Annotated in this window: 13 protein-coding genes; 5 read left to right on the top strand and 8 right to left on the bottom strand. The window is 50.1% G+C overall.

What is annotated here, in order from left to right; translation table 11 throughout:
- Positions 1–841 (bottom strand): hypothetical protein (locus B7991_RS13430; protein WP_088631285.1); only part of this gene is annotated, 841 nt, incomplete at its 3' end.
- A 496-nt stretch (positions 842–1,337) separates the two neighbouring features.
- Between B7991_RS13430 and B7991_RS13425 the strand changes: the two genes are divergently transcribed.
- The 3 genes from B7991_RS13425 to B7991_RS13415 all read left to right on the top strand — a co-directional run bounded on the left by B7991_RS13425 (position 1,338) and on the right by B7991_RS13415 (position 7,314).
- On the top strand, positions 1,338–3,026 hold the full coding sequence (locus tag B7991_RS13425; protein ID WP_088631284.1) for a family 43 glycosylhydrolase: 1,689 nt from the start codon (positions 1,338–1,340) through the stop codon (positions 3,024–3,026).
- A gap of 76 nt (positions 3,027–3,102) precedes the next feature.
- Positions 3,103–5,199 (top strand): family 43 glycosylhydrolase, encoded by a 2,097-nt coding sequence (locus B7991_RS13420; protein ID WP_254917980.1) that lies wholly within the window; start codon positions 3,103–3,105, stop codon positions 5,197–5,199.
- Between the two features lie 120 nt (positions 5,200–5,319).
- Positions 5,320–7,314, top strand: a complete 1,995-nt coding sequence (locus B7991_RS13415) for a family 43 glycosylhydrolase (protein ID WP_088631283.1) — start codon at positions 5,320–5,322, stop codon at positions 7,312–7,314.
- A 157-nt stretch (positions 7,315–7,471) separates the two neighbouring features.
- On the opposite strand, the gene B7991_RS13410 is transcribed toward B7991_RS13415, so the two are convergent.
- The 6 genes from B7991_RS13410 to B7991_RS13385 all read right to left on the bottom strand — a co-directional run bounded on the left by B7991_RS13410 (position 7,472) and on the right by B7991_RS13385 (position 16,571).
- On the bottom strand, positions 7,472–8,110 hold the full coding sequence (locus B7991_RS13410) for a hypothetical protein (RefSeq protein ID WP_254917979.1): 639 nt from the start codon (positions 8,108–8,110) through the stop codon (positions 7,472–7,474).
- Between the two features lie 113 nt (positions 8,111–8,223).
- Positions 8,224–10,524, bottom strand: a complete 2,301-nt coding sequence (locus tag B7991_RS13405; protein ID WP_088631281.1) for a CotH kinase family protein — start codon at positions 10,522–10,524, stop codon at positions 8,224–8,226.
- A gap of 204 nt (positions 10,525–10,728) precedes the next feature.
- Complete coding sequence (locus B7991_RS13400) at positions 10,729–11,658, bottom strand: alpha-E domain-containing protein (RefSeq protein WP_014544941.1); 930 nt, start codon at positions 11,656–11,658, stop codon at positions 10,729–10,731.
- A gap of 24 nt (positions 11,659–11,682) precedes the next feature.
- Positions 11,683–13,176 carry a circularly permuted type 2 ATP-grasp protein gene (locus tag B7991_RS13395; RefSeq protein WP_088631280.1) on the bottom strand — a complete coding sequence of 498 codons (1,494 nt, stop codon included), beginning with the start codon at positions 13,174–13,176 and terminating at the stop codon, positions 11,683–11,685.
- A gap of 112 nt (positions 13,177–13,288) precedes the next feature.
- On the bottom strand, positions 13,289–14,167 hold the full coding sequence (locus B7991_RS13390; protein ID WP_088631279.1) for a transglutaminase family protein: 879 nt from the start codon (positions 14,165–14,167) through the stop codon (positions 13,289–13,291).
- A gap of 1 nt (position 14,168) precedes the next feature.
- Positions 14,169–16,571 (bottom strand): circularly permuted type 2 ATP-grasp protein, encoded by a 2,403-nt coding sequence (locus B7991_RS13385; RefSeq protein ID WP_088631278.1) that lies wholly within the window; start codon positions 16,569–16,571, stop codon positions 14,169–14,171.
- A gap of 288 nt (positions 16,572–16,859) precedes the next feature.
- On the opposite strand from B7991_RS13385, the gene B7991_RS13380 reads away from it, so the two are divergent.
- Together B7991_RS13380 and B7991_RS14910 are read left to right on the top strand one after the other, a co-directional pair.
- Positions 16,860–18,500 carry an acetolactate synthase large subunit gene (locus tag B7991_RS13380; protein ID WP_088631277.1) on the top strand — a complete coding sequence of 547 codons (1,641 nt, stop codon included), beginning with the start codon at positions 16,860–16,862 and terminating at the stop codon, positions 18,498–18,500.
- 9 nt (positions 18,501–18,509) lie between these two features.
- Positions 18,510–18,683, top strand: a complete 174-nt coding sequence (locus tag B7991_RS14910) for a hypothetical protein (protein WP_015732430.1) — start codon at positions 18,510–18,512, stop codon at positions 18,681–18,683.
- Positions 18,684–18,812: 129 nt separating this feature from the next.
- Here the strand turns inward: B7991_RS14910 and aspS are convergent, their stop codons facing one another.
- Positions 18,813–20,606, bottom strand: a complete 1,794-nt coding sequence (gene aspS / locus B7991_RS13375) for an aspartate--tRNA ligase (RefSeq protein ID WP_088631276.1) — start codon at positions 20,604–20,606, stop codon at positions 18,813–18,815.
- Between the last annotated feature and the right edge of the window lie 211 nt (positions 20,607–20,817).

Below are 20,817 nucleotides of genomic sequence, written 5' to 3'. Positions count from 1 at the left end.
GCCCAAGAGTGTTCATCACTTCGACGGTTGCGGAGGCCTTGATCCCCGTGAATCCGAGCGTGCGGCCGTTCAAAATAGCTTTGACTGCGGATGTTCCGCGGGCAATTTGAATCCTAGTGCTAGACGTTCCGCATTTCTCTGGGCAGGTTCCGTCTTTCGGACCGACCGCGCAGATATTGAAGTCGTAGTTACCGGGGTCTGCTTGAAGCTTGAAGTGAATGGCGACGAGTTGCTTGACTGCGGTTTCGCCATCAATTTTTACGGCTCCGTCATACCAGGAAGGTTGTTTAAAGTCAGACCAACTGACGACTACTTTGTTGCCGTTAGTTCCGTTGGGCGATAGAATGTCTGCGGATTTTGCTGCAGGGAGTGTTACTGCTGGATTGGCGTAGGAAATGGTTGAATCAACGATGTCCCCAAGGCCGAGTTCAAGTTGTAAATCAACATCTGAAGTGTAAGTAACACAAAGTCCGCCCCAGGAGGATGCGTCGCCTGCGGCTGGAGTATTGTTGGTAGTAGACGTTTCGCCAACAATGTTGAAGCCGACGCCTATAAAAGCTTTTGTAGCCGAAGTTCCTTGGTGGAGGCGTGCAGTTCCGCAAAATCCTTTACATATGTCAAGCGTTGCATCCGTGCAAGTGATAAAGGGTGGATCTATAGCGTCTGTTACGCATGAAAAAGAAGCATAGTCTTCGTAGGTGTACCAGTAACCGTTTGTTTCTGTTTCGTTCCCAAGTCCGGTTTGAACTTGTGGATTTCCGTCAGCTCCGTTCCAGGTTTCGAATGGGCCAGCATAAATCGCTGACGCGGCGCAAAGTGCGGCCAACAAAAATTTTTTCATAATCCACTCTCCTAATCAAATATGCCCAACATAAAATATATGTACTTTTTCGCCTGTTTCCTATGAAAATTTTTCAAATAAATGAAATTTTTTGTCGGTTGAATCATATGCAATCTTAATGATACGTTTTGTCTATTGCTGGTCAGTTATTCGACAATATTTCTTGGTCGTTGGTCGATGGTCGTTAGACAAGGAGTGTCATTCCCGATCCTGTCCTCGCGCCTGTCCTCGCTTGACGGGGATGATTGGGAATCTCCTTTTTATCATAAACGAGAAGGTTGTGCCTGATTCTTTCGGCTATGTTCAGGACTAGCTTTGTCTGGCATGACCATTTTGTCCGCGCTTAATTTAAACTGTAGACTTTTAATTCGTGAAAGTATGGACTGTTTGTGGATTGTCTTCTAAATAATACTTGATGTCATAAATAAATATGTGGACTTTTTATAATTTTTGATATATATTTAAGAAGGTTGTTGGTGTGGATACGGAGATGTTTATGAGGACTAGGGGTTCTGGATTTTTTACGACGTTGGAATGGGCCTTTTTTGGCCTCTTTTGCCTATTTGGCGCTTTTGGTGCGCAATCGGCTTTGGCCGCAAATCCGTTGACGACGGACTTTTATTCTGCGGATGCCGCAGCCCTCGTGCATAACGACTCGCTCTTTATTTTTGCGGGGCATGACGAGCAGGGGCCGCAGGGCAATAACAATAAAGCTTTCATCATGAACGACTGGCACGTGCTCGTGACCGACGATATGGAACATTATCACGATTACGGGGCGGTTTTGAGCGTCAAGACGTTCAAATGGGCGAATGCGAGCGCTTTTGCGGGCCACTGCGAATACCGAAATGGCAAGTTTTACTGGTACGTGGCCGTCCATCACGGGACCATCAAGGAAAATGGAAGCGAAGGTTTTGCTATTGGCGTTGCCGTCGCGGATCATCCGTCTGGACCGTGGAAAGACGCCATCGGGCAGGCGCTTATCACCGACAATACGCCGAATGGCGTGAAATTGAACATCGACCCTGCGATTTTTTACGATGGCGACGATATCTGGATGTATTGGGGCTCGTGGAGTGCTGGCCGCCGTGTAAAGCTCAAGGAAAATATGATTGAGCTTGCGAGTACACCCGAAGATATCAAAATCAAGGATTTTTTTGAAGCTCCGTGGATGCATTATTTCCGTGGCAATTATTACTTCAGTTATGCTTCGGGTTACCCCTCGACGACGAATTATTCCATGGCGCCGAGCCTGAACGGACTATGGACGCAAAAAGGCGTCATCAACGACAAAATGGAAAATTCCGAGACGAACCATCAGGCGATTTTCAAGTATCTCGGGCACTGGTATTTCATGTATCACGGTGCGAATTCTCCGGGCGGCTGGACGTATCGCCGTTCCGTGAATATCGACTATCTCTATTACGACCGCGATGGCTTAATCCAGAAAATCAAGCATACGGATGGCGTGGATCCAGTCAACAATGCGCTTATCGAAGAGGGTGGTTACCGCTTGACGGTTTCGCATAGCAATTTGGCTCTCGAAGATTACGATGGTGTCGTGGTGCAACAAGCTGCGGACGAAAAGAACGAGGCTCAACTTTGGGTGCTTGCGAATGGCGATTCGGCGCGTTATTACACGCTTAAAAATTTTGCAACGGGCCGATACTATTGCCCGCCCAAGACGTTGTTGGATACGGTGAAAACTTCTGAAACATCTTGTGAAATCCGCATTGAAAATGCATCGGCAAAGAAGGGGTACTTCTTGTTCGCGGATTACGATGGCGATTACCTTGGCGATGTGCTGAACATTTCAAAGGAAGTCGGGATGCCGGTCATCACGTGGGTGCGCACAGGAACGGATAATCAAAAAGTGCAATTTGCAAAAGCGGAATTGCCGAAAGTTGAACCGCCGACAGATTCCGGCATTGGTGGGACAACGGGGATTGCGCATGGCTTGCGCGGTTCTATGGATGCGTTGAATGCGCCGTCTTTGCAACAAGTTCGCTACGATGCTAGCGCTCGCGTGATTCGTTTGGGCGCTGATGCGTCTTGGGCTTTGCTAGATGTAAATGGTGTTGTTGTGCGTCGTGGTTATGGTCGTGAAATCCAAGTGCGTTCCGTTTGCTCGGGGATGTACTTTGTTCGCGCAGCCCGTACTACAGCAAAGGTTTTGGTAAGATGATTGCTTGCTTCTCCGTCATCCTGACGCCGAAGGCGGAAGGATCCAGTAAAGTTTTATTAGATTGATTTTAAGGAGTATGGAAATGAAGGTTTTGAATTTTGCAAATCTTGTGAGCGGCGCGAAACTTGCGACTCTCGCGACAATTGGCGCCTTTGGCGTCTCCGCTGTGTCGGCTGCCGATTGGTACGCCAAGGACAACTTGCAGCCGGGTCATGACCCGAGCATGGTGCGCTTCGAGGACGGTTACGCCCTCATGAGTACGAACAATAATTTGCAACTGTGGACTTCCGAAGATGCCTACACGTGGCAAAACCACAAGTCAACGGTGAGTAAAATCCCGCAGTGGGCTTACACGTATGCGCCGACAACTGAAGGTATCTGGGCGCCTGACATTTATTACATGAACGGCGAATATCGTGTGTATTACTGCGTCTCCGTTTTCGGCAAGCGCACGTCTGCGATTGGCTATCAGTCCACAAAGTCCATTATGCCGGGCACGTCAGGCTACGGCTGGACGGACCATGGTCACGTTTTCCATACGGTGGCATCGGACAAGTACAATGCCATTGACGCAGACGTTGTTCGCGATATGCAGGGCAATTACTGGATGGCTTTCGGCTCGTTCGGACTTGGAATCCAGTTGATTAAGTTGGACGCAAAGACCGGTTTGCAGGCAAACGATGACAAGACTGTCTATAACATTGCGCGTCGAACAAGCAAGGCGAGTGGCGGTGCCGAAGAAGGCCCGAGCCTCATTGAACACGGGGGCAAATACTTCTTGTTTACGGCTTGGGATATCTGCTGCCAGCAGGGCAACGATATTGAAAAGACGACTTACAAAACTGCTTATGGTCGTGCTGATAAAGTAACCGGTCCGTACAAAGATCGTGCAGGCTACGATATGGCGAATGGCGGTGGCACAATCCTTATGGAACGCTATGGTCGATACGTCGGCCCGGGCGGCGGCGAAGCTTTCCAAGACTTGAACCGCGTGCGTTTTGTGCATCACTATTACGATTTGAATGGCGATAAGTACAATCACATTCACATCCGCGATGTTGTCTTCACGGACGATAACTGGGCTGAAATGGGACAGCCCTTCCTCGGACGTTATTTGAGCGCCGAAGTCGAACATGGCGCTTTGACACGTGCGGTTTCGGGCGACCTTGCGATTACCCGCAGCAATACCGCTTCGAACGGCGAATATCTTGCTTACATCAACACGGCGGGCTCTAAGATTCGTTTGCCGATGAACATCATGCAAGCGGGCGAGTACTTGTTGCGATACCGCTATGCTAACGGTGGTGAAGGCGATGCTACGCACAAAGTCACCGTCAATGGCAAGTCGCAAACCGTAACGCTTCCGCCGACAGGTTCTTGGGGCACATTCCCGGAAAAGTCTATTGTGATGATTCCGGCAACGCTCAAGCGCGGCGGCAACTTTATCGAAATTGAACCGCAGCCGAACGGATTCTTCTCGGAACTGGACCGCATCGACTTCTTGCGCGTGATTCGCGACACGATTCCGGCGAACGGCTTTGACAACGGCATCCGCGTGCGCCTTACGGACAAGGATGAATTTGCTATCAAGGACGGCGGCTATGCGATCTTCGAAAATGTCGTGACGGATTCCATCAAGAGTGACGAAGTTTCTATCCAAGTGAAAAATGCAACCGCAGGCAAGCTCGCCATTCGTGATGGTGCAAAGAACGGAATCGTCCTTGCCGAATGTGACCTTTCAATGGCTAAGGCAGCCGCAAATGGCTGGTCTGAGGCAAACTGCGGAACGCTCAAAAGCAAAACGGGCATCAAGGACTTTTATTTGACCGCTTCGGGCGTCTCTGGCGAAGCAATTGTCGGAAACATTCTCTTCAAGAGTGCCCCCTTGCCGGAATCAAGTTCTAGCAGTGCTGTTGCGGAATCTAGCTCCAGCGAAATTGCCTCGAGTTCGTCGAATGGCCATACAACGGCACTCCCGATTGTCCGTCCGTCATTGAACTATTCGATTGCCAAAATTCCTAACGGCTACCGCGTACACTTTGATAATGCCGGCGCTCATCAGGCTTACCTCTTGAATCCGATGGGACAAATTGTCTCCCACCAAAAAACTAATGGTACTGACATTGAATTTAATAACCTTCCCAAAGGCAGATTCATTGTCAAGGTGAAATAAGCTTATCGCGCTATCCTAGATTTTCTGGGATGGCGTTTTTTTTGCAAATAAATTGTACCGAAAAATCCTTTCGGAATTTAAATTAAATAGTGTATGCTGGTGTGTGGTTAAAGGAGTCGTATGATTCGTTGTTCTAGAATTTGCACCGTTGCATTTGTTCTCGCAGGCCTCTCGATTGAGACTGCTTTTGCTGCCGATTGGTACGCCAAGGAAACCCGTTGGGCGGGCCATGATCCAGACATTATCCGCTACGAGGACGGCTATGCGCTCGCGACGACGGACAACCACATGCTCATGCAGTTTTCCGAAGACGCGCTGAACTGGAAAAATGGCGACCCCGCCATGCCTGAATTTTCGAAGTGGCTTTATAAATACGCTCCGAACATGATTGACATCTGGGCGCCGGATATTCATTATATCGGCGGGGAATACCGCATGTACTATTGCGGTTCCGAAATGGGCATCCGCTCGTCGGGCATGGGCTTCATGTCGAGTAAGGAAATCGACCCGACAAAGCCAGGCTACGGCTGGACGGACCAGGGCGAGGTGATTCACACGGTCAAGAGTGATTCGTACAACGCGATTGACGCGGCGGTGCTGAAGGACAACGATGGCAAGGTCTGGATGGCTTTTGGCTCTTGGGGCACGGGCATCCATATTCTCGAACTGGACGAAAAAACGGGCAAGGTGAAAGACGGCGCGAAAATGCAGAATATCGCAAACCGCGGTGGCGCAGGCGTCGAAGGTGCTAGCCTCATTGAACACAATGGCAAGTATTTTCTTTTTACCGCTTGGGACAACTGCTGCAAAAAGGGCGCGGACCTCGAAAACAATTCTTACAAAACAACGGTCGGGCGCTCCAACCGCATTAACGGCGGTTATGTAGACCGCTCGGGCAAGGCTCTCCTGGATGGCGGTGGCACGATTCTTCTGAGCCGTTACGGACGCTATTACGGGCCTGCGGGCGGTGAAGCTTTTGAGGACGTGAACCGCCAACGCTTTGTGAATCACTATTACGATAAGAATGATGGCGGCAACTCCTACATACAAGTGCGCGATATCGTGTGGACCGACGACAATTGGCCGGAACTTGGTCAACCGTTTATGGGGCGTTACCTGAGTGCCGAAGCGGAACACGGCATCTTGACGCATGTCGATATTTCGAGCAGCTCCAAGGCTTCGAACGGAGAATTTTGCGCTTACATCAATTACGATGACAGCAAGATTCGCTTGCCGATGATTATCCCGCAGGCGGGCGATTACCTTATCCGTTACCGTTACGATAACAACTGGACCGAAGATGGCGCAAACGGCAGCTCGCATTTTGTGGACATCAATGGCAAGACGCAAGAAGTGCTGTTGCCATTGACGGGCGCTTGGAGTGAGTTTCCCGAAAAGTCAGTCGTGTACATTCCGACAAAGCTTAAACGCGGATCAAACTTCATTGAAATCACGAAGGGTAAGCATTACGCTGAACTTGACCGCCTCGATTTTTTGCGCATTATTCGCGATACAATCCCGGCAAATGGCTTTGACAACGGCATCCGCGTGCGTCTTACGGACAAGGATGAATTTGCAATTAAGGACGGCGGCTACGCGATTTTCGAGAACGTGGTTACCGACTCCATCGTTGGTGTAGGCGTCAGCGTTCAGGTGAAAAATAGCGCTGGCGGTACTCTCTCGCTCCGCACCGAAAGCAAAAAAGGCGATGTGATTTCTAAATGCGAATTGCCCTCCGCGGGCGATTCCAAGTGGGCTGACGTGCAATGTTCGAATTTGCCGAAGCTCAAAGGCGTACAGGACTTTTACCTTACGGCGGAAGGTCTCGGTGGCGAAACTCTCGTCGGGAACATCAAATTTGGCGAAGTGGATACGAGCTCAGTCGCAATACACGACGAATCTCGCGTGTCACATGCGGCATACACCAGACCAAACATCACGTTTGACCGTGTTGCCCAAATAGTTCGACTCTCGACTGACGGTTTTTGGGCTTTGTTTGACGTGAATGGCGTTGTTGTCAAGAGTGGCTATGGCCGGGAAATCCGCTTGAATGCTATGCCTCATGGCGCTTATTTAGTACGCTCCAATGGTCATATGCTTCGTGTTCAACGATAGTTAATGCACTAATGAAAAAAATCTACGCAGCTAACAGCTACGTAGATTTTTGTTGTTTGGGGGATATATCCCTAATATAGTTATTCAATGTCTTTTAAATATTGGTTTTTGCTTAACCAAATGACATGACTGTATCAGGTGTGTTTGTTTTGCGTTGTTATTCGTATCTCAAAAAATATTTATCCATCGGGAAAAAATCAACAAGAAACGGCCCTTGATAAACAGTGTAAAATTCAGTTCCGATATCCATTGCTAAATAAGTGTGTTTGCTGACCGTTATGCTCGATTTGCTACTGAATATAAGGTCGTAATGCATCCCTGATTTCGTTGTCCAGGTATCTTTGTCAATAAGGAATTCTTTTTTGAGTATTGGCTTTTTTGTAAACCTTGCTGGAAGTTCGATAACTTCTGAAATTGAAACACCAATGGCGAGTATTAGCAGAAGAATGAATTCAGTAATAAATTTTTTTGAAGATGGTCCTTCGTTGTTTTTGCTTGATGGCCATACTTTAAAGAAGTGGAAAATAATGCCAATTGCAAAGCTTAAAGAGAAGGCTAATGAAATTTTAAGCAATGTTCTGTATAGTTCACGTTCCGCAAGTTTGTTCAGAAAAGCATCATCGATGATACAGCCGAGATTAAACGAGTGAGTCCTTGCTCTTAGAAGAAAAAATGAAGCAATGAAGCATACATCTAATATAGATAAAATAATTAGCTTTTTCTTTCGTGGCGAAAGCTTTTTTGTAGAAATCGTCTGCTTGACATTGGAGGATGGGAGAGGTTGATTCTCCATCATTTGGTTCTCCATTATCATGAGTTTTCTGCGTCTTTTAGCGGCTCTGGACATAATTCCAATATACAAAAATCCCCGCGTTATCCACGGGGAAAGGAGACTAGAATAAAGAGTGTTTATCTGAACTGAGCCGAAATGTTCAAACCTTCGCTTGGTGTAACCTTGTGCGGATTTTCAGTTGATCCGTCAGACCATCCCGTGAATACCGCTCCGGCTCCTGCTACTGCTGTCAATTGCAGTTCATTATTTGTGAAAAATTTGCATTGATAATTGTTGCTCGGAAGTTTCATGCCGTCTACAAGCACGGAGCCGTTGCCACTTACTCCGATTTTGACCGTTACTTCACTTTCAAGGTCAAAGCGTTCGACCATTTCTTGCTTGATTTTTTCTCCGCGATTCTTGGCGTAGGCGATAAGCGTGTTGCCTGTCGGGTCCCACTTGAAGTTTGCCTGGTTACGCGGCCAGCGTTGCTCGTCACGCTGCTGTTCCGAAGATGGAATCGTTGCCATCATAGACTGCACTGTGCTCTGTACCTTTTCGTATGTCAAGTAGCTGTTCAGGAGAATGCATGCGTTGTTGATGAAAAGGCGCTTGAAGTCTGGATTTTCGAGGAGTTTCTTGAGCATTCCGCCCGGAGCCCTGCTATCGACTGATGTGCCAAAACCGCCACCAAAGCCTCCGCCGAAGCCGCCCCACATGCCGCCATTTCCGCCTTGTTTGCTTGTCTGTTTTGCACCAAGAACCCAGTCGAACATGTTTTGATTTTCTTCATCAAAGCCGCTGATGCCCGGGGTAAATCCAAAGCCGTGGTCGGTGTCGAATGCGACAAATTTGAACGGATATCCGTTGCCACCCCAGGCGCGCACGTTGTTGTTTGGCCAGTCGCCGTTGTGGTAGTACATTTCGGCGAACATGTATTGGGCAAAACTGTTGACGTTGAGTTTGCTCTTAATCTGTTCATACTGTGCGTTGTTTTCGCCAGCAAAGTTTGCGCTAGAAATAGTATTTGTGAGCTGCTTGTAGTCTTCTGTCGAGGCTCCGTTTGTTCCGCTAGCTTCGTAGCCAGAACCGGTAATCTTGATCATGTTGATCGACTTGGAATCGATGCCGTAGTTTGTCTCGACAAAGTGTCTGTTCAAGCGTTCGCGCATATCGTGAATGCCGAAGTATTCGCCATTGTAGAATACGACAACCTGGCGGCTGCGCTGATAATCCACATCGGTGCCTTCCATGAGGGCTGTCATCATGGCATCGCCAACATAGTCCGTCCAAAAACGGTTACCGTTGTTGCGCAAATTGAAACTCTTGAATTTCTTGGCATCAGGGCGAGTTTTAAACAAAGAATATTTGATGGTCTTGTCGCCGTAAGTATCGTTGTCCATCTTGATGGCGACACTCTTCTTGGGCTTGTAGCGGCTGTAATTACCGATAATCGAAATGCCTGCATCAATTTCCCAAGTCTTTTCTGTAGTGGAACTTCCTTTTTCAAAATATTCCACATGGACGGGGAGTTCATCGTCTCTCCAGAAGTTTGCTGCCTTGCAGGGTTCTGCGCATTTCGGGTTGTTGTTGTCGGTAACGTTTGCGTTGCCGACACCCCACATGCCGCCGATTCCGCCACCAATACCTCCATTTGTGAGGTTGCCTGTGGCATAGAGACCGTCGGTAGAGTCAAACATGTCGTGATGATTGACTGTGAGGGCAACGACCGGCATCGAGACACTTTCGTTAATAAAGTATGTTTGCGTTGTCGTATCTGCTGCGACTCCGTTTACAAATTCAGAACAACGTACAACCGAGTTTTCGGTAATCGGAGTGGCTACAGTAATTTGTTCGGAAGTCACCGTCGGGAAGGATCCGTCAAATGTGCAACGGATTTCGCCACCCTTTTGCGGTGTAAGCGGTTCAATGGTTAAACTTTTGTAGAAGCCAGCCTTGGGGAGGAACGTTACCTTGGGCTTGTGATTGTCATCGTATTCTTGAAGTCCGCTAGACGACGAAGCCGCAATTGCAGCGGAGCTGGAAATTGCTATGGCATTTGAGCTAGAGGATAAAGGAGTCGGTAGTTGAGCCGGGGAAGAGCTACTTGACTGTGCGACTGCAGAACTAGAATTCTGGGCAGGCGAGGATGAACTTTCAGGAACGTCCGCGCTAGAGTCAGAACTTGATGTAGCAGAAGTTGGAGTTTCCTGAGAGTTCTTTTGTGAACTTGAAACGCCTTCGAGCTTGGTAGATGAAGATGATTTTCCCGTTGATGGCGGAATGTTAATATGGTCTGGATCGTCTTGGTCTATTGACGAAGATGATTCTTCACTGATTTCTGGTGCAACACTATCAAATGCGGTTGCGTTTTCATCTGCGCATCCGTAAAAATACATGCTCGCAAAAGCAAGTGGCCAAACCAATCGTTTTTTCATTATATCTCATCCCTTGAAAAAACTAAACCCACACGTTTCTATATTGGAATATATAGCGGTTTTCTATTCAGTAGACCGTTTTTATCATTTTTTTTTATTTACTGTTGTAAACGTTGAGAAGTTTTTTAGGGAAATGGGGTAAAATGGCACAAAAAAAAGGAGTTTGTGACTGATTTTGTGCTGTTATTTTTCTGTCATTTTTTTTTAGCAGAAAAAATCTTTCCAGATTTGATTGCCGAGTTCGTTTAGTCGAATCTGGACTTTTTCAATTTGTTCGTGAAGCCCCTGGTCGATGATTTCTTCGATGGTGGTGAACGCGATGTCGGAACGCAGCTTGCCCAAGAGGCGGATGGATTCCGCCTTGCTTTTGACTGGGTAGGCGATGTTCTTGAGACACTGCTCCGCTTTTTCCAAGCAGTAGCGCAAGGAACGCGGAAAGTCTTCGGAGAGCAAAAGAAATTCCGCGACGTTGTGCGGCGTCACATTCGAATTGCGGCGGTGGAACATCTCGTACGCACCGACGCTCTTGAGAACGGCGTTCCACTGCACGGTATCAAGCGCCATGCCCACCATGCTCACATCCGGAAGCAAGATGTAATACTTGACGTCCAGAATACGCGAAGTCTGGTCGGCGCGTTCGAGCAATGTGCCGAGATGCGTGAAGTTCCAGGCGACATCGTGGTTCATCGTGCCTTGAATGATGCCTGCCGTGAGCTGGCTGAATTCCTTGACGCTGTTGTAAAAGGCGTGTGGACCTGCCAACGCTTCCTTCGGCATTTCGGGGTCGTTCAGTTTCAAGTAAAACTGGTTGATGGCAATCCACAGTTCCGAAGAAATCCTTTCGCGGACGCAGCGAGCATTTTCACGGGCGGCCCCGACGCACGAAATGATGCTGTTCGGATTTTCCTTATCGAACGTCAAGAACATGAGCGCGTTTTCAATGGAAACGTGCGCGTATTTTTTGAAAAAGTCATCGGCGTTGCCAGCAATCTGAATCACCGGTTCCCAAGGGCGTTCTTCGCCGGGCAAGTCCAGTTGCAGCTGGAGGTTCACATCGATGCTTCGCGCGACGTTTTCGGCGCGTTCGATATAGCGGGCGAGCCAATAAATGGAATTTGCGACTCTGCTTAACATATTACACTTCCTACTTCTAAATTCCTATTGTTGTTGCTGTTGTTGTTCCATCCAAAGTTTGGCTTGTCCGAGTTCCGGAGCCTTTTCGTTTTCGGCAATGACCCAAGTGTCCTTGCATCCGCCGCCCTGCGAGCTATTCACCACGATAGAACCCTTGCGGAGTGCTACGCGAGTGAGGCCACCGGGGAGAATGTAAGTCTCTCGCCCTTGCACAATGTAGGGGCGCAAATCCACATGGCGACCTTCGAAACCGCCATCGACAATGCAAGGCACGCGGCTGAGCGAAATCATGGGCTGCGCAATGTAGTTACGCGGGTTCGCGATAATCTTGCTCTTGAACGCCTCACATTCCTCCTTTGTCGATTTTGGACCGACGAGCATGCCGTAGCCACCGGATTCGCTGGCGGCCTTGACGACCATGTTTTCGATGTGGTCTAACACATGCTGCATGTGCTTTGGGTTTTCGCAAACGAATGTCGGCACATTCGGGATGATCGCCTCTTCGCCGAGATAGTACTTGATAATCTGCGGCACATAGGTGTAAATCGCCTTGTCGTCAGCGACGCCGCAACCGGGCGCATTCGCAAGCGCTACGTTACCAGCCTTGTAAGCTTCAATCAGTCCGGGCACGCCGAGGCAAGAATCCGGGCGGAAAACCTTCGGATCCAAGAATTCATCATCGACACGGCGGTAAATCACGTGAACCTGCTTGAGGCCGCGTGTCGTGCGTGCATAAACCTTCTTGTCTTGCACCACGAGGTCGTCGCCAGTCACAAGGTCCACGCCCATCTGCTGTGCCAAAAAAGAATGTTCGTAATACGCCGAATTGTAGATGCCGGGAGTCAGCACCACCACCTTGGGTGATGCTGTTGAATCAGCCAAGTATTCCAATGCGTGGCGCAGGCGGGTGCAGTATTCGTCTACGGGGCGAATGGAACAGTTGGAGAATACCTGCGGGAAGGTTCTCTTGAGAATCTGGCGGTTCTGCAACACGTACGAGACGCCACTCGGGCAACGCATGTTGTCTTCAAGCACGTAGAACGTGCCGTCGGTATCGCGTACAAGGTCTGTGCCGGTAATGTGAGCCCAGATTCCTTTGGGCGGCACAAAGCCTTCCATCTGCGGACGGTAAGCGGTGCAGGTGTTGATGAGGCTTTCGGGAACAACCTTATCACGCAAAATCTTACGATCGTTGTAGATGTCCGTCAAAAAGCAGTTTAGCGCTTCTGTACGCTGTTTGAGGCCTGCTTCGAGGTGCTTCCAGTCGGCAGCGCTTACAATACGCGGGATGACGTCAAAGGGGATGATTTTGTCCTTGCCGTCCTTGTTGCCGTAAACCGCGAATGTAATTCCGTTATCGTAAAACGCAGATTCCGCAATGATCTGGCGGCGTTGCAGTTCTCCTTCGGGAAGCTCGTTGATTTTCGTAAACAACGGCTCTGCAGCCGGGCGGGGAGTCCCATCCGGTAAGCAAAGCTCATCGTAAAAGCCTTCGGTGTCGTAATTTCCAAATCGCATGTTTTGTTTCCTTATGCTTTTATGTTAAATGTTCCTTTACTGTCATCCCGGCCGGAGCCTGTGCTGAGCGCAGTCGAAGTATGCCGGGATCGGCTTTCCCTGCCGGGGGCGGCTATTCCTTCAAATCCACGTTCACGGACACTTTCAAGGTATGCTCGCCACCTCCGGTGATGACGCCCTTTAACGGGCTCACGTCCCCGAAGTCTCTACCCCAGGCGAGTATAATGTGTTCGTTACCTCCAAGCACATTGTTGGTGGGGTCCAGTTCTACCCAGCCGTGGCCGGGAATGTAGGTGCTGACCCAGGCGTGGGTCGCGTCGGCTCCGACGAGTTTGGGTTGGCCTTCGCAGGGGTGCGTGCGGAGGTAACCGCTCACGTAACGGCAGGGCAAATGCAGTGAACGCAGGCAGCCTATCATCAGGTGCGCAAAGTCTTGGCAGACGCCTTTTCGCCCGCGCAAGATTTCCTGCGGCTGCGCCCCGATTCTTGTGGCTCCCGGCGTGTACTTGCAATCCGTGTAGATTCGCGTCATGAGCTCGTAGGCGGCGTCAAAAATGGGGCGGCCCTGCTCAAAGCTTTCGAGCGCGTAATTGCGGATCGATTCGTCAAACTTGGCGAAAGGGGAGGCGTAGGCGTACATGGCGGCGTCGAGCGTCTCGTCGCTTGTCGGGCGTTCCAAAAGTTTTGCGACATCTTCCCATTTCATTGTTTTACCTTGTTTTGGCGGTTCTTCTTCCTGAACATCTACAATGCCGGTCGTCTTGAATTTAAAGTGCGTGTGTTCCTGCTCAATGCTGAATGCCAACACTCTGTTCCCGAAAATGTCGGTTCGTTCCTGCCGAATTGTTGGATTCGGTTCCACTTCGATGCTGTGGCTAATCCAATTCTGTCGGCTGACAGTTCGCGGGAGCATGTGGGCAAGGTGGTTGCTGTAAAGAACGGGGAGGCGGTAGTCGTAGACGGTCTCGTGGTCAACTTGATAAATGGGCATCTTAAACCTCCGACACATCCGTGGTTGTCGCGTGGAAAACTCCTGCGCGTGGCGCATGGCTTAAGTAGAGCCTGTTTACGATTTCAGCAATTCGTTCAATGGAATTTATCTGTGTTTCTACAAGTTTTATGAGGTTCTCCCTTTTGTTATCTACAGTTTCTGCAAGCTGTTCGATGTTTGCGAGGCGGAGCTCGGCAAGCACGCGCATCAGTTCACGGTCTAGTGGCGAGAATGTCGCTTCGCTCTGGTCGTTGCCGGGCAAGTGCTTTGCGGCTTTCCGCAATTTTGCCACCTGGTAGGCGACGCTTCGCGGGTTGGATTCGTCTGACAAAAGCAAGTCAATGACGGGGACTACTTGCAAACGGCCTCCATAGCGGCGGTGGTATGTCATGAGCCCGTCGCCGATTTCAAGAACCGCTTGCAACAAGCGCAAGTTCGTCATCTCGTCAGTGGGGGCGGTGTACAGCAGACTTTTGACCAGTTGCAAGGTGCGGATGGCGCATTCGATTTCACGACCGAGTTCCAAAAAGCGCCATTCGTGGCCTCGCGTCATGGAGTCGGCTGCAAGCCCTGCCACTGCAGCGCTGTCCGACAGGACCTCCTTTAGGTAGGGCAACAGCGCTGCCGCACCTGTTCCTGCCGGCACTTCTGCAATGCCAAATCCGTTCAAGTAAAGCCATAAATCCTCCGAAATGCGGTCGCGCAACTGCATGCCGAGTTCTCGAATTTCCGTCAGCACGCATTGCATGCCGTTCTTGTTGTCCTTGCGCAAGATAAAGTAACGGAGTGCGTTTTCGGGATCTTGCGCGAGCCTCGACTGCGATTCGTCTGTAAGCCCCGCCTTCAGTATCCACGGCAGTTCCGGCATGTCCATCCAGGATTCGTCCGAGAGCCTCACCGCGATACCTCTTGCGATACGCGCCATCATGTTCGATGATGACAATGCTCGCCCCAGCCGGAACAAGTTCTCGGCCGCACGGCTAGGCAGGTCGCCTCCAGCTCTCGACGGCGTAATTGCCTGACTTGCTGGTGCGAGCAATGAAAAGTTCGCTACAGGATTTTCCGAAAGCACCCAAATGTCTTTTTCTCCAAGTCCATTGTCCAAAATTCCAAGACCGCCCGGCATCACCGAAGTTTCCTTCGCTGTGTTCACCGCAAAGAACCGCATCAGCGAAACTGCCGGAGTGAACTCTCCTCGGTAAGCGTAAACTGTCGAAACCTCCATCGATCTTTCTGTCACCCATTGCTCGGGTGCATTCTCGACCGCTTGCAGCAGGGCGAGCTGAGCCGTTGTTGTCATGGTCGCATAAGTCTTGGGTTCTGCCTCCTTGAAACTTCCTTCGTCGCGGAACGCCTTTTTGAAAATCCATTTTTCAGGTTCCGCCAACACGCGCTCCGCATCATCGGCGTTCCCGAGCCAAAGCGTTTCCACATCGCGCAAAAGCAATTCTTCACCCAAAAGCTCGCGGCAAATCTCCGGCAAAAACGGCTTGAACACGGGCGTTTCCAGAACGCCTGTCCCGAGAAAGTTTGCAATAGCCACATTCCCTGCGCGGACGGAACTGATTAAGCCAACAGCACCTTCGCCACTGTCAATTCGCAGTTCCAGCGGATCGCACATGCCGTCTTCCACTCGGCGGAATATGGTCCCAATCTTCTTGAGTCCCATAAGCGTCTTCATGTACACCTGCATGTTTCGAATCGCGAGGTCATCGTTTTCGACAAGTGGGATCCCCAGGTAACGGGCGATTACTGCGTCTTCTGCTCGCCGCGGATTGTCCGGACTCGATGCCAAAAGTACCACCTTGCTGGTTTCACCTTCACCTCCTATGTTCTTGTGCATGGCGTCTAGGCCATCCATCAGCTTCTTGAAAAATCCTGCCAATCGTTCCGTTTGCATGCTGCGGAAAAGTTCCGGGAATGCACGGCTTACGCCAATGCGGTTCTCCAGCGCACGTCCCAAGCCGTCGGGTACTTGCAAATGGTCCGACACTGCCACAAACGTTCCGTCTTTGAGCCTTGCTACATCGGTCGATGTTAAGTTCACAAAGACATCGCCAACCGGGTGCACTTTCCATACAACCTGCAAAAAATCTGGGTTCGCGAACAACAGCGCAGCGGGCAATTTCCCTTTTTTCCAAAGACTTTGTTTGCCATAAATGTCCTTTGCCAATGCATTGAAAAGCTTTGCCCTTTGCGCAACACCCGCTTCCAGCGTTTTCCATTCTTCGGCCGTAATCACGAGAGGGATGGGGTCTGTACCTTTGTGGTTGCCTCCCATGCTCGACGAAAGATCGTTCTCGTCAAGAACGTTATGCAAACGCCTGCAGCGGTGCTCGAATTCCACTTTCGACAATGCCGAAATGGATTTGATAAAAGTATCTTCTGTCTCTACACATTCCATGCTCGTTTAATCGCAAAAAATGTGCCAAGACTAATATGGCTTAAAATCGCGTGTTTTTATAATATATTCATTACGTTTCTTGTAACTATTACGGAATTTGTTGTGTAAAAGTGCGTTCCATTATTTGTATAAGCTGTAGCTTTGGAATCGGCAAAACTCCCAAAATGCCTTAAAAAATGCTCTCCAGAGCCCTGTTTCTTTCAAAATTTGGCTTTTTTACGGTAAAATCACTTTTTGGCACGGTTTTTGCAAATCTTTCGCGGAGACATTTAAGAGACCTTTAAAATTATGAACACTGCTGAAGTTTTGATCAAGTCCTTAGAAAGTGAAGGCGTCAAGTACATTTTTGGAATCCCTGGTGAAGAAACTCTCGAACTGATGGAAGCGATTAAGAAGTCGTCCATCAAGTTCATTACGGTGCGTCACGAACAGGGTGCCGCTTTTATGGCTGATGTCTATGGGCGTTTGACGGGGAAGGCGGGCGTCTGCCTTTCGACCCTTGGTCCAGGCGCTACAAACCTTGTTACAGGTGTTGCCGATGCGAACTCCGATGGTGCTCCATTGATTGCCATTACGGGGCAGGTGGGTACAGAGCGTATGCACTTGACGAGCCATCAATATTTGGATTTGGTGAACATGTTTACGCCGATTACCAAGCGCAGTAAGCAGGTCGTTCGCCCGGATACGGTGAATGAAATTGTCCGTATTGCATTCAAGTATGCCGAAATGGAAAAGCCCGGTGCATGCCACATCGACTTGCCGTGCAACATTGCCGCTATGGAAGTCGAAGGCGAGGTCGCTCAAACTCCGCTGAAGCACCATCGCGAAAACACCGTGTACGCTAGCACCGATGCGATTCTCGCGGCGGGCGGGGTCTTTGCGAATGCTAAGCGCCCGGTGGTTCTTGTAGGCCATTCCGCTGTCCGTAATCATGCTTCCGAGGCTTTGCGTGCATTTGTGTCCTCGTCCAAGATTCCAGTCGTTTGCACCATGATGGCAAAGGGTGTAATCCCGACTTGCGAAAAGTATTTTATGGGCTGCATCGGACTACCGCAAAGGGATTATCCGAACATCGTCATGGAACAGGCAGACCTCGTGATTGCTGTTGGCTATGACGTCGTGGAATATGCGCCTGCCAAGTGGAACCCGAATGGTGACAAGATGATTATTCACATCGACGAAACGCCGAACCATGTGAACAAATTCTATCAGCCCGACGAAGAAATCATTGGCGACATCTCTGCATCCCTCGATGCGCTCTGCAGCGTTTGTCCGAACTCCTGGGAACCGGAATGGGCCATGCAAATCCGTGCGATGATGGTGGCCGAGCATTCGCGTTACGATCACGATACGAGCTTCCCGCCGACACCGCAGAAGGTGCTGCACGACATCCGCCTCGTTCTGGATGAAGATGACATTCTGATTTCGGACGTGGGTGCGCACAAGATGTGGATTGCTCGCCAGTACAATTGCGACCACCCGAACACCTGCATTATTTCTAACGGTTTTGCGACCATGGGTATTGCGGTGCCTGGCGCGATTGCTGCAAAGCTTTTGAACCCCAAGAAAAAGGTCTTGGCGGTCACGGGTGACGGCGGCTTTATGATGAACAGCCAGGAACTCGAGACTGCTTACCGCGAACACATCCCGTTCGTGACGCTGATTTTTACCGATGGCGGCTACGGCCTCATCAAGTGGAAACAGGAAGAACGCTATGGCGACAGCTATGCGGTCGAATTCACGAATCCGGATTACGTCAAGTACGCCGAATCCTTGCATCTGAAGGGCTACCGCATTGAGCGCACCGAAGACTTGCCGAGCACCTTGCGCGAAGCCTTCCGCCAGAATGTGCCGAGCATCATCGAGTGTCCGGTGGATTACTCCGCGAACATGGAACTCTCGCAATATCTGAAGAATTTGAAAATATAGGAGAACGACATGGGATACATCAATAGCCTATTTACAGGGCAAACGGATTCATTCGGTGTAGCCGTATCCGAATCCTCACATTTTCTTTCCATCGACAGCATCTCGGGGCACCCCGCTGTTTACCGCCATCTGAAACCCTGCGGCAATGTCGATGAACATAAACAGCAGAAAAAGAACTTATAAAAAAAGACTCCTCCTCCATCCAACAATCAAAGAACCGCCGGTAGCAAATACCGACGGTTCTTTTCTGAATCTTGAGTGCCGCGATTCTCGCGGAAGCTGTCATTCCCGCCACCGAGCGGGAATCACCTTTTACTTTTTCTCGTTACCCTTAGGCATCTGCACGGAGATGTGGATGTCCTGCAACTGCTGGAGGTCCACTTCACTCGGGCACTGGTCCATCGGGCTAGAAGCACTCGTGTTCTTCGGGAATGCGATGTAGTCACGGATAGATTCTTCACCTTCCATGGTTGCAACAACGCGGTCGAGACCGAAGGCGAGACCGCCGTGCGGAGGAGCACCGTACTTGAATGCATCGACGAAGAAGCCGAACTTGGTCTTCACCTGTTCTTCGGAGAGGCCGAGCAGGCGGAACACCTTTTCCTGAACTTCCGGGTTGTGAATACGGATAGAACCACCGCCGATTTCCACACCGTTAAGAACAAGGTCATAAGCTTCGGCGTTGCAATCCTTGAGGTTGCCACTGAGCATCATGTCCAAATGTTCCGGAAGCGGGTTCGTGAACGGGTGGTGCATAGCCATGTAGCGGCCTTCCGTGTCGCTGTATTCGAACATCGGGAATTCGGTAATCCACACAAATTCACGCTTCTTCGGATCGCGGAGACCCTTGATACGGGCGACTTCCAAGCGGAGCTGACCCATAGCCGTTGCTGCAATCTTTTCCGGACCGGCGATGAAGAACATCATGTCGCCGCACTTAGCGCCAACAGCATCGCGGAGTTCGTTAAGCTGTTCGGTCGTGAAGAACTTGCCGACCTGAGTTTCAACTTCGTCATTTTCCTTGACGCGCATCCACACGAGGCCCTTGGAACCGTACTTGGCAACGTAAGCGGTGAGTTCGTCGATCTGCTTACGAGTAAAGTCAACGCAACCCTTAGCAGCGATACCGCGGATCTTGCCACCAGCGGCAACGCAGTTCTTGAACACGCCAAAGTTGGACTTTGCACCGATTTCAGACACGTCGTGAATTTCGAGGTCGAAGCGGAGGTCCGGCTTGTCGGAACCGTACTTGAGCATAGCTTCTGCCCACTTCATACGGCGGATGTGGCGCGGCGGTTCGAAGTTCCAAACCTTGCCCAAAACTTCAGTCACGAACTTGTCGAACATTTCCATCACTTCGTCCTGGTTGACGAAGGACATTTCAACGTCGATCTGCGTGAATTCCGGCTGACGGTCAGCGCGGAGGTCTTCGTCGCGGAAGCACTTGGCGATCTGGAAGTAGCGGTCCATGCCAGCAATCATCAAGAGCTGCTTGTACTGCTGCGGAGACTGCGGGAGGGCGTAGAACTTGCCCGGGTTCACGCGGGACGGCACGAGGTAGTCACGTGCGCCTTCTGGAGTGGACTTGCAAAGGCACGGAGTTTCAATGTTTTCAAAACCGTTAGAATAGAAGAAGTCGTACACGGCCTTGAGGAAACGGCTCTTGAGGAGGAGCTTCTTCTGGATCCACGGACGGCGGAGGTCCAAATAGCGGTACTGCAAGCGGAGGTCGTCGTTTTCCTTGCATTCTTCGTTCGGGTCGTTAATGGCCAAGGGAGAAGTGAGTGCGGCGTTCAAAATTTCGAGCTTGTCAGCCTTGACTTCGATTTCACCCGTAGCGAGCTTTTCGTTCGTGTTGCCTTCTTCGCGGGCGTAGACCTTACCAGTCACGTAAATAACGTATTCGTTACGGAGCTGTTCGGCAGTCTTCAAAACATCGGCATTGTAATCCGGATTGAAAACGATCTGGGTCTTGCCATACTTGTCGCGGAGGTCAACGAAAATCACACCACCATGGTCACGGCGGCGATCCACCCAACCGGCGAGTGTTACGATCTGGCCAACATCTTCCTTGCGAAGCTGGCCGCAGTTATGTGTACGTTTCATGGTTGTATCCTTGAAGATAATTTTTCGCGCGAAAATATAGCATTTTTTATAGGAATGGGGGAGGAATCCCCCTCGCTACAGCCTTGGTTTCCAACCAAGTCTTCCGCTACCCCTTCGAGCGGGCTTCAGACGCCAGCCCGCAACGCCCGGCTTGCCTAAAACGCTCTAAAATCCTTGTTTTCTGCTGATTTTCGTCACTTTCTTGATGTAT

Source organism: Fibrobacter sp. UWB3, from assembly GCF_002210405.1.
In the GTDB taxonomy this organism is placed as follows: domain Bacteria; phylum Fibrobacterota; class Fibrobacteria; order Fibrobacterales; family Fibrobacteraceae; genus Fibrobacter.
Note: the sequence above shows the minus strand (reverse complement) of the source record. Positions and strands in the feature narration are given on the sequence as shown.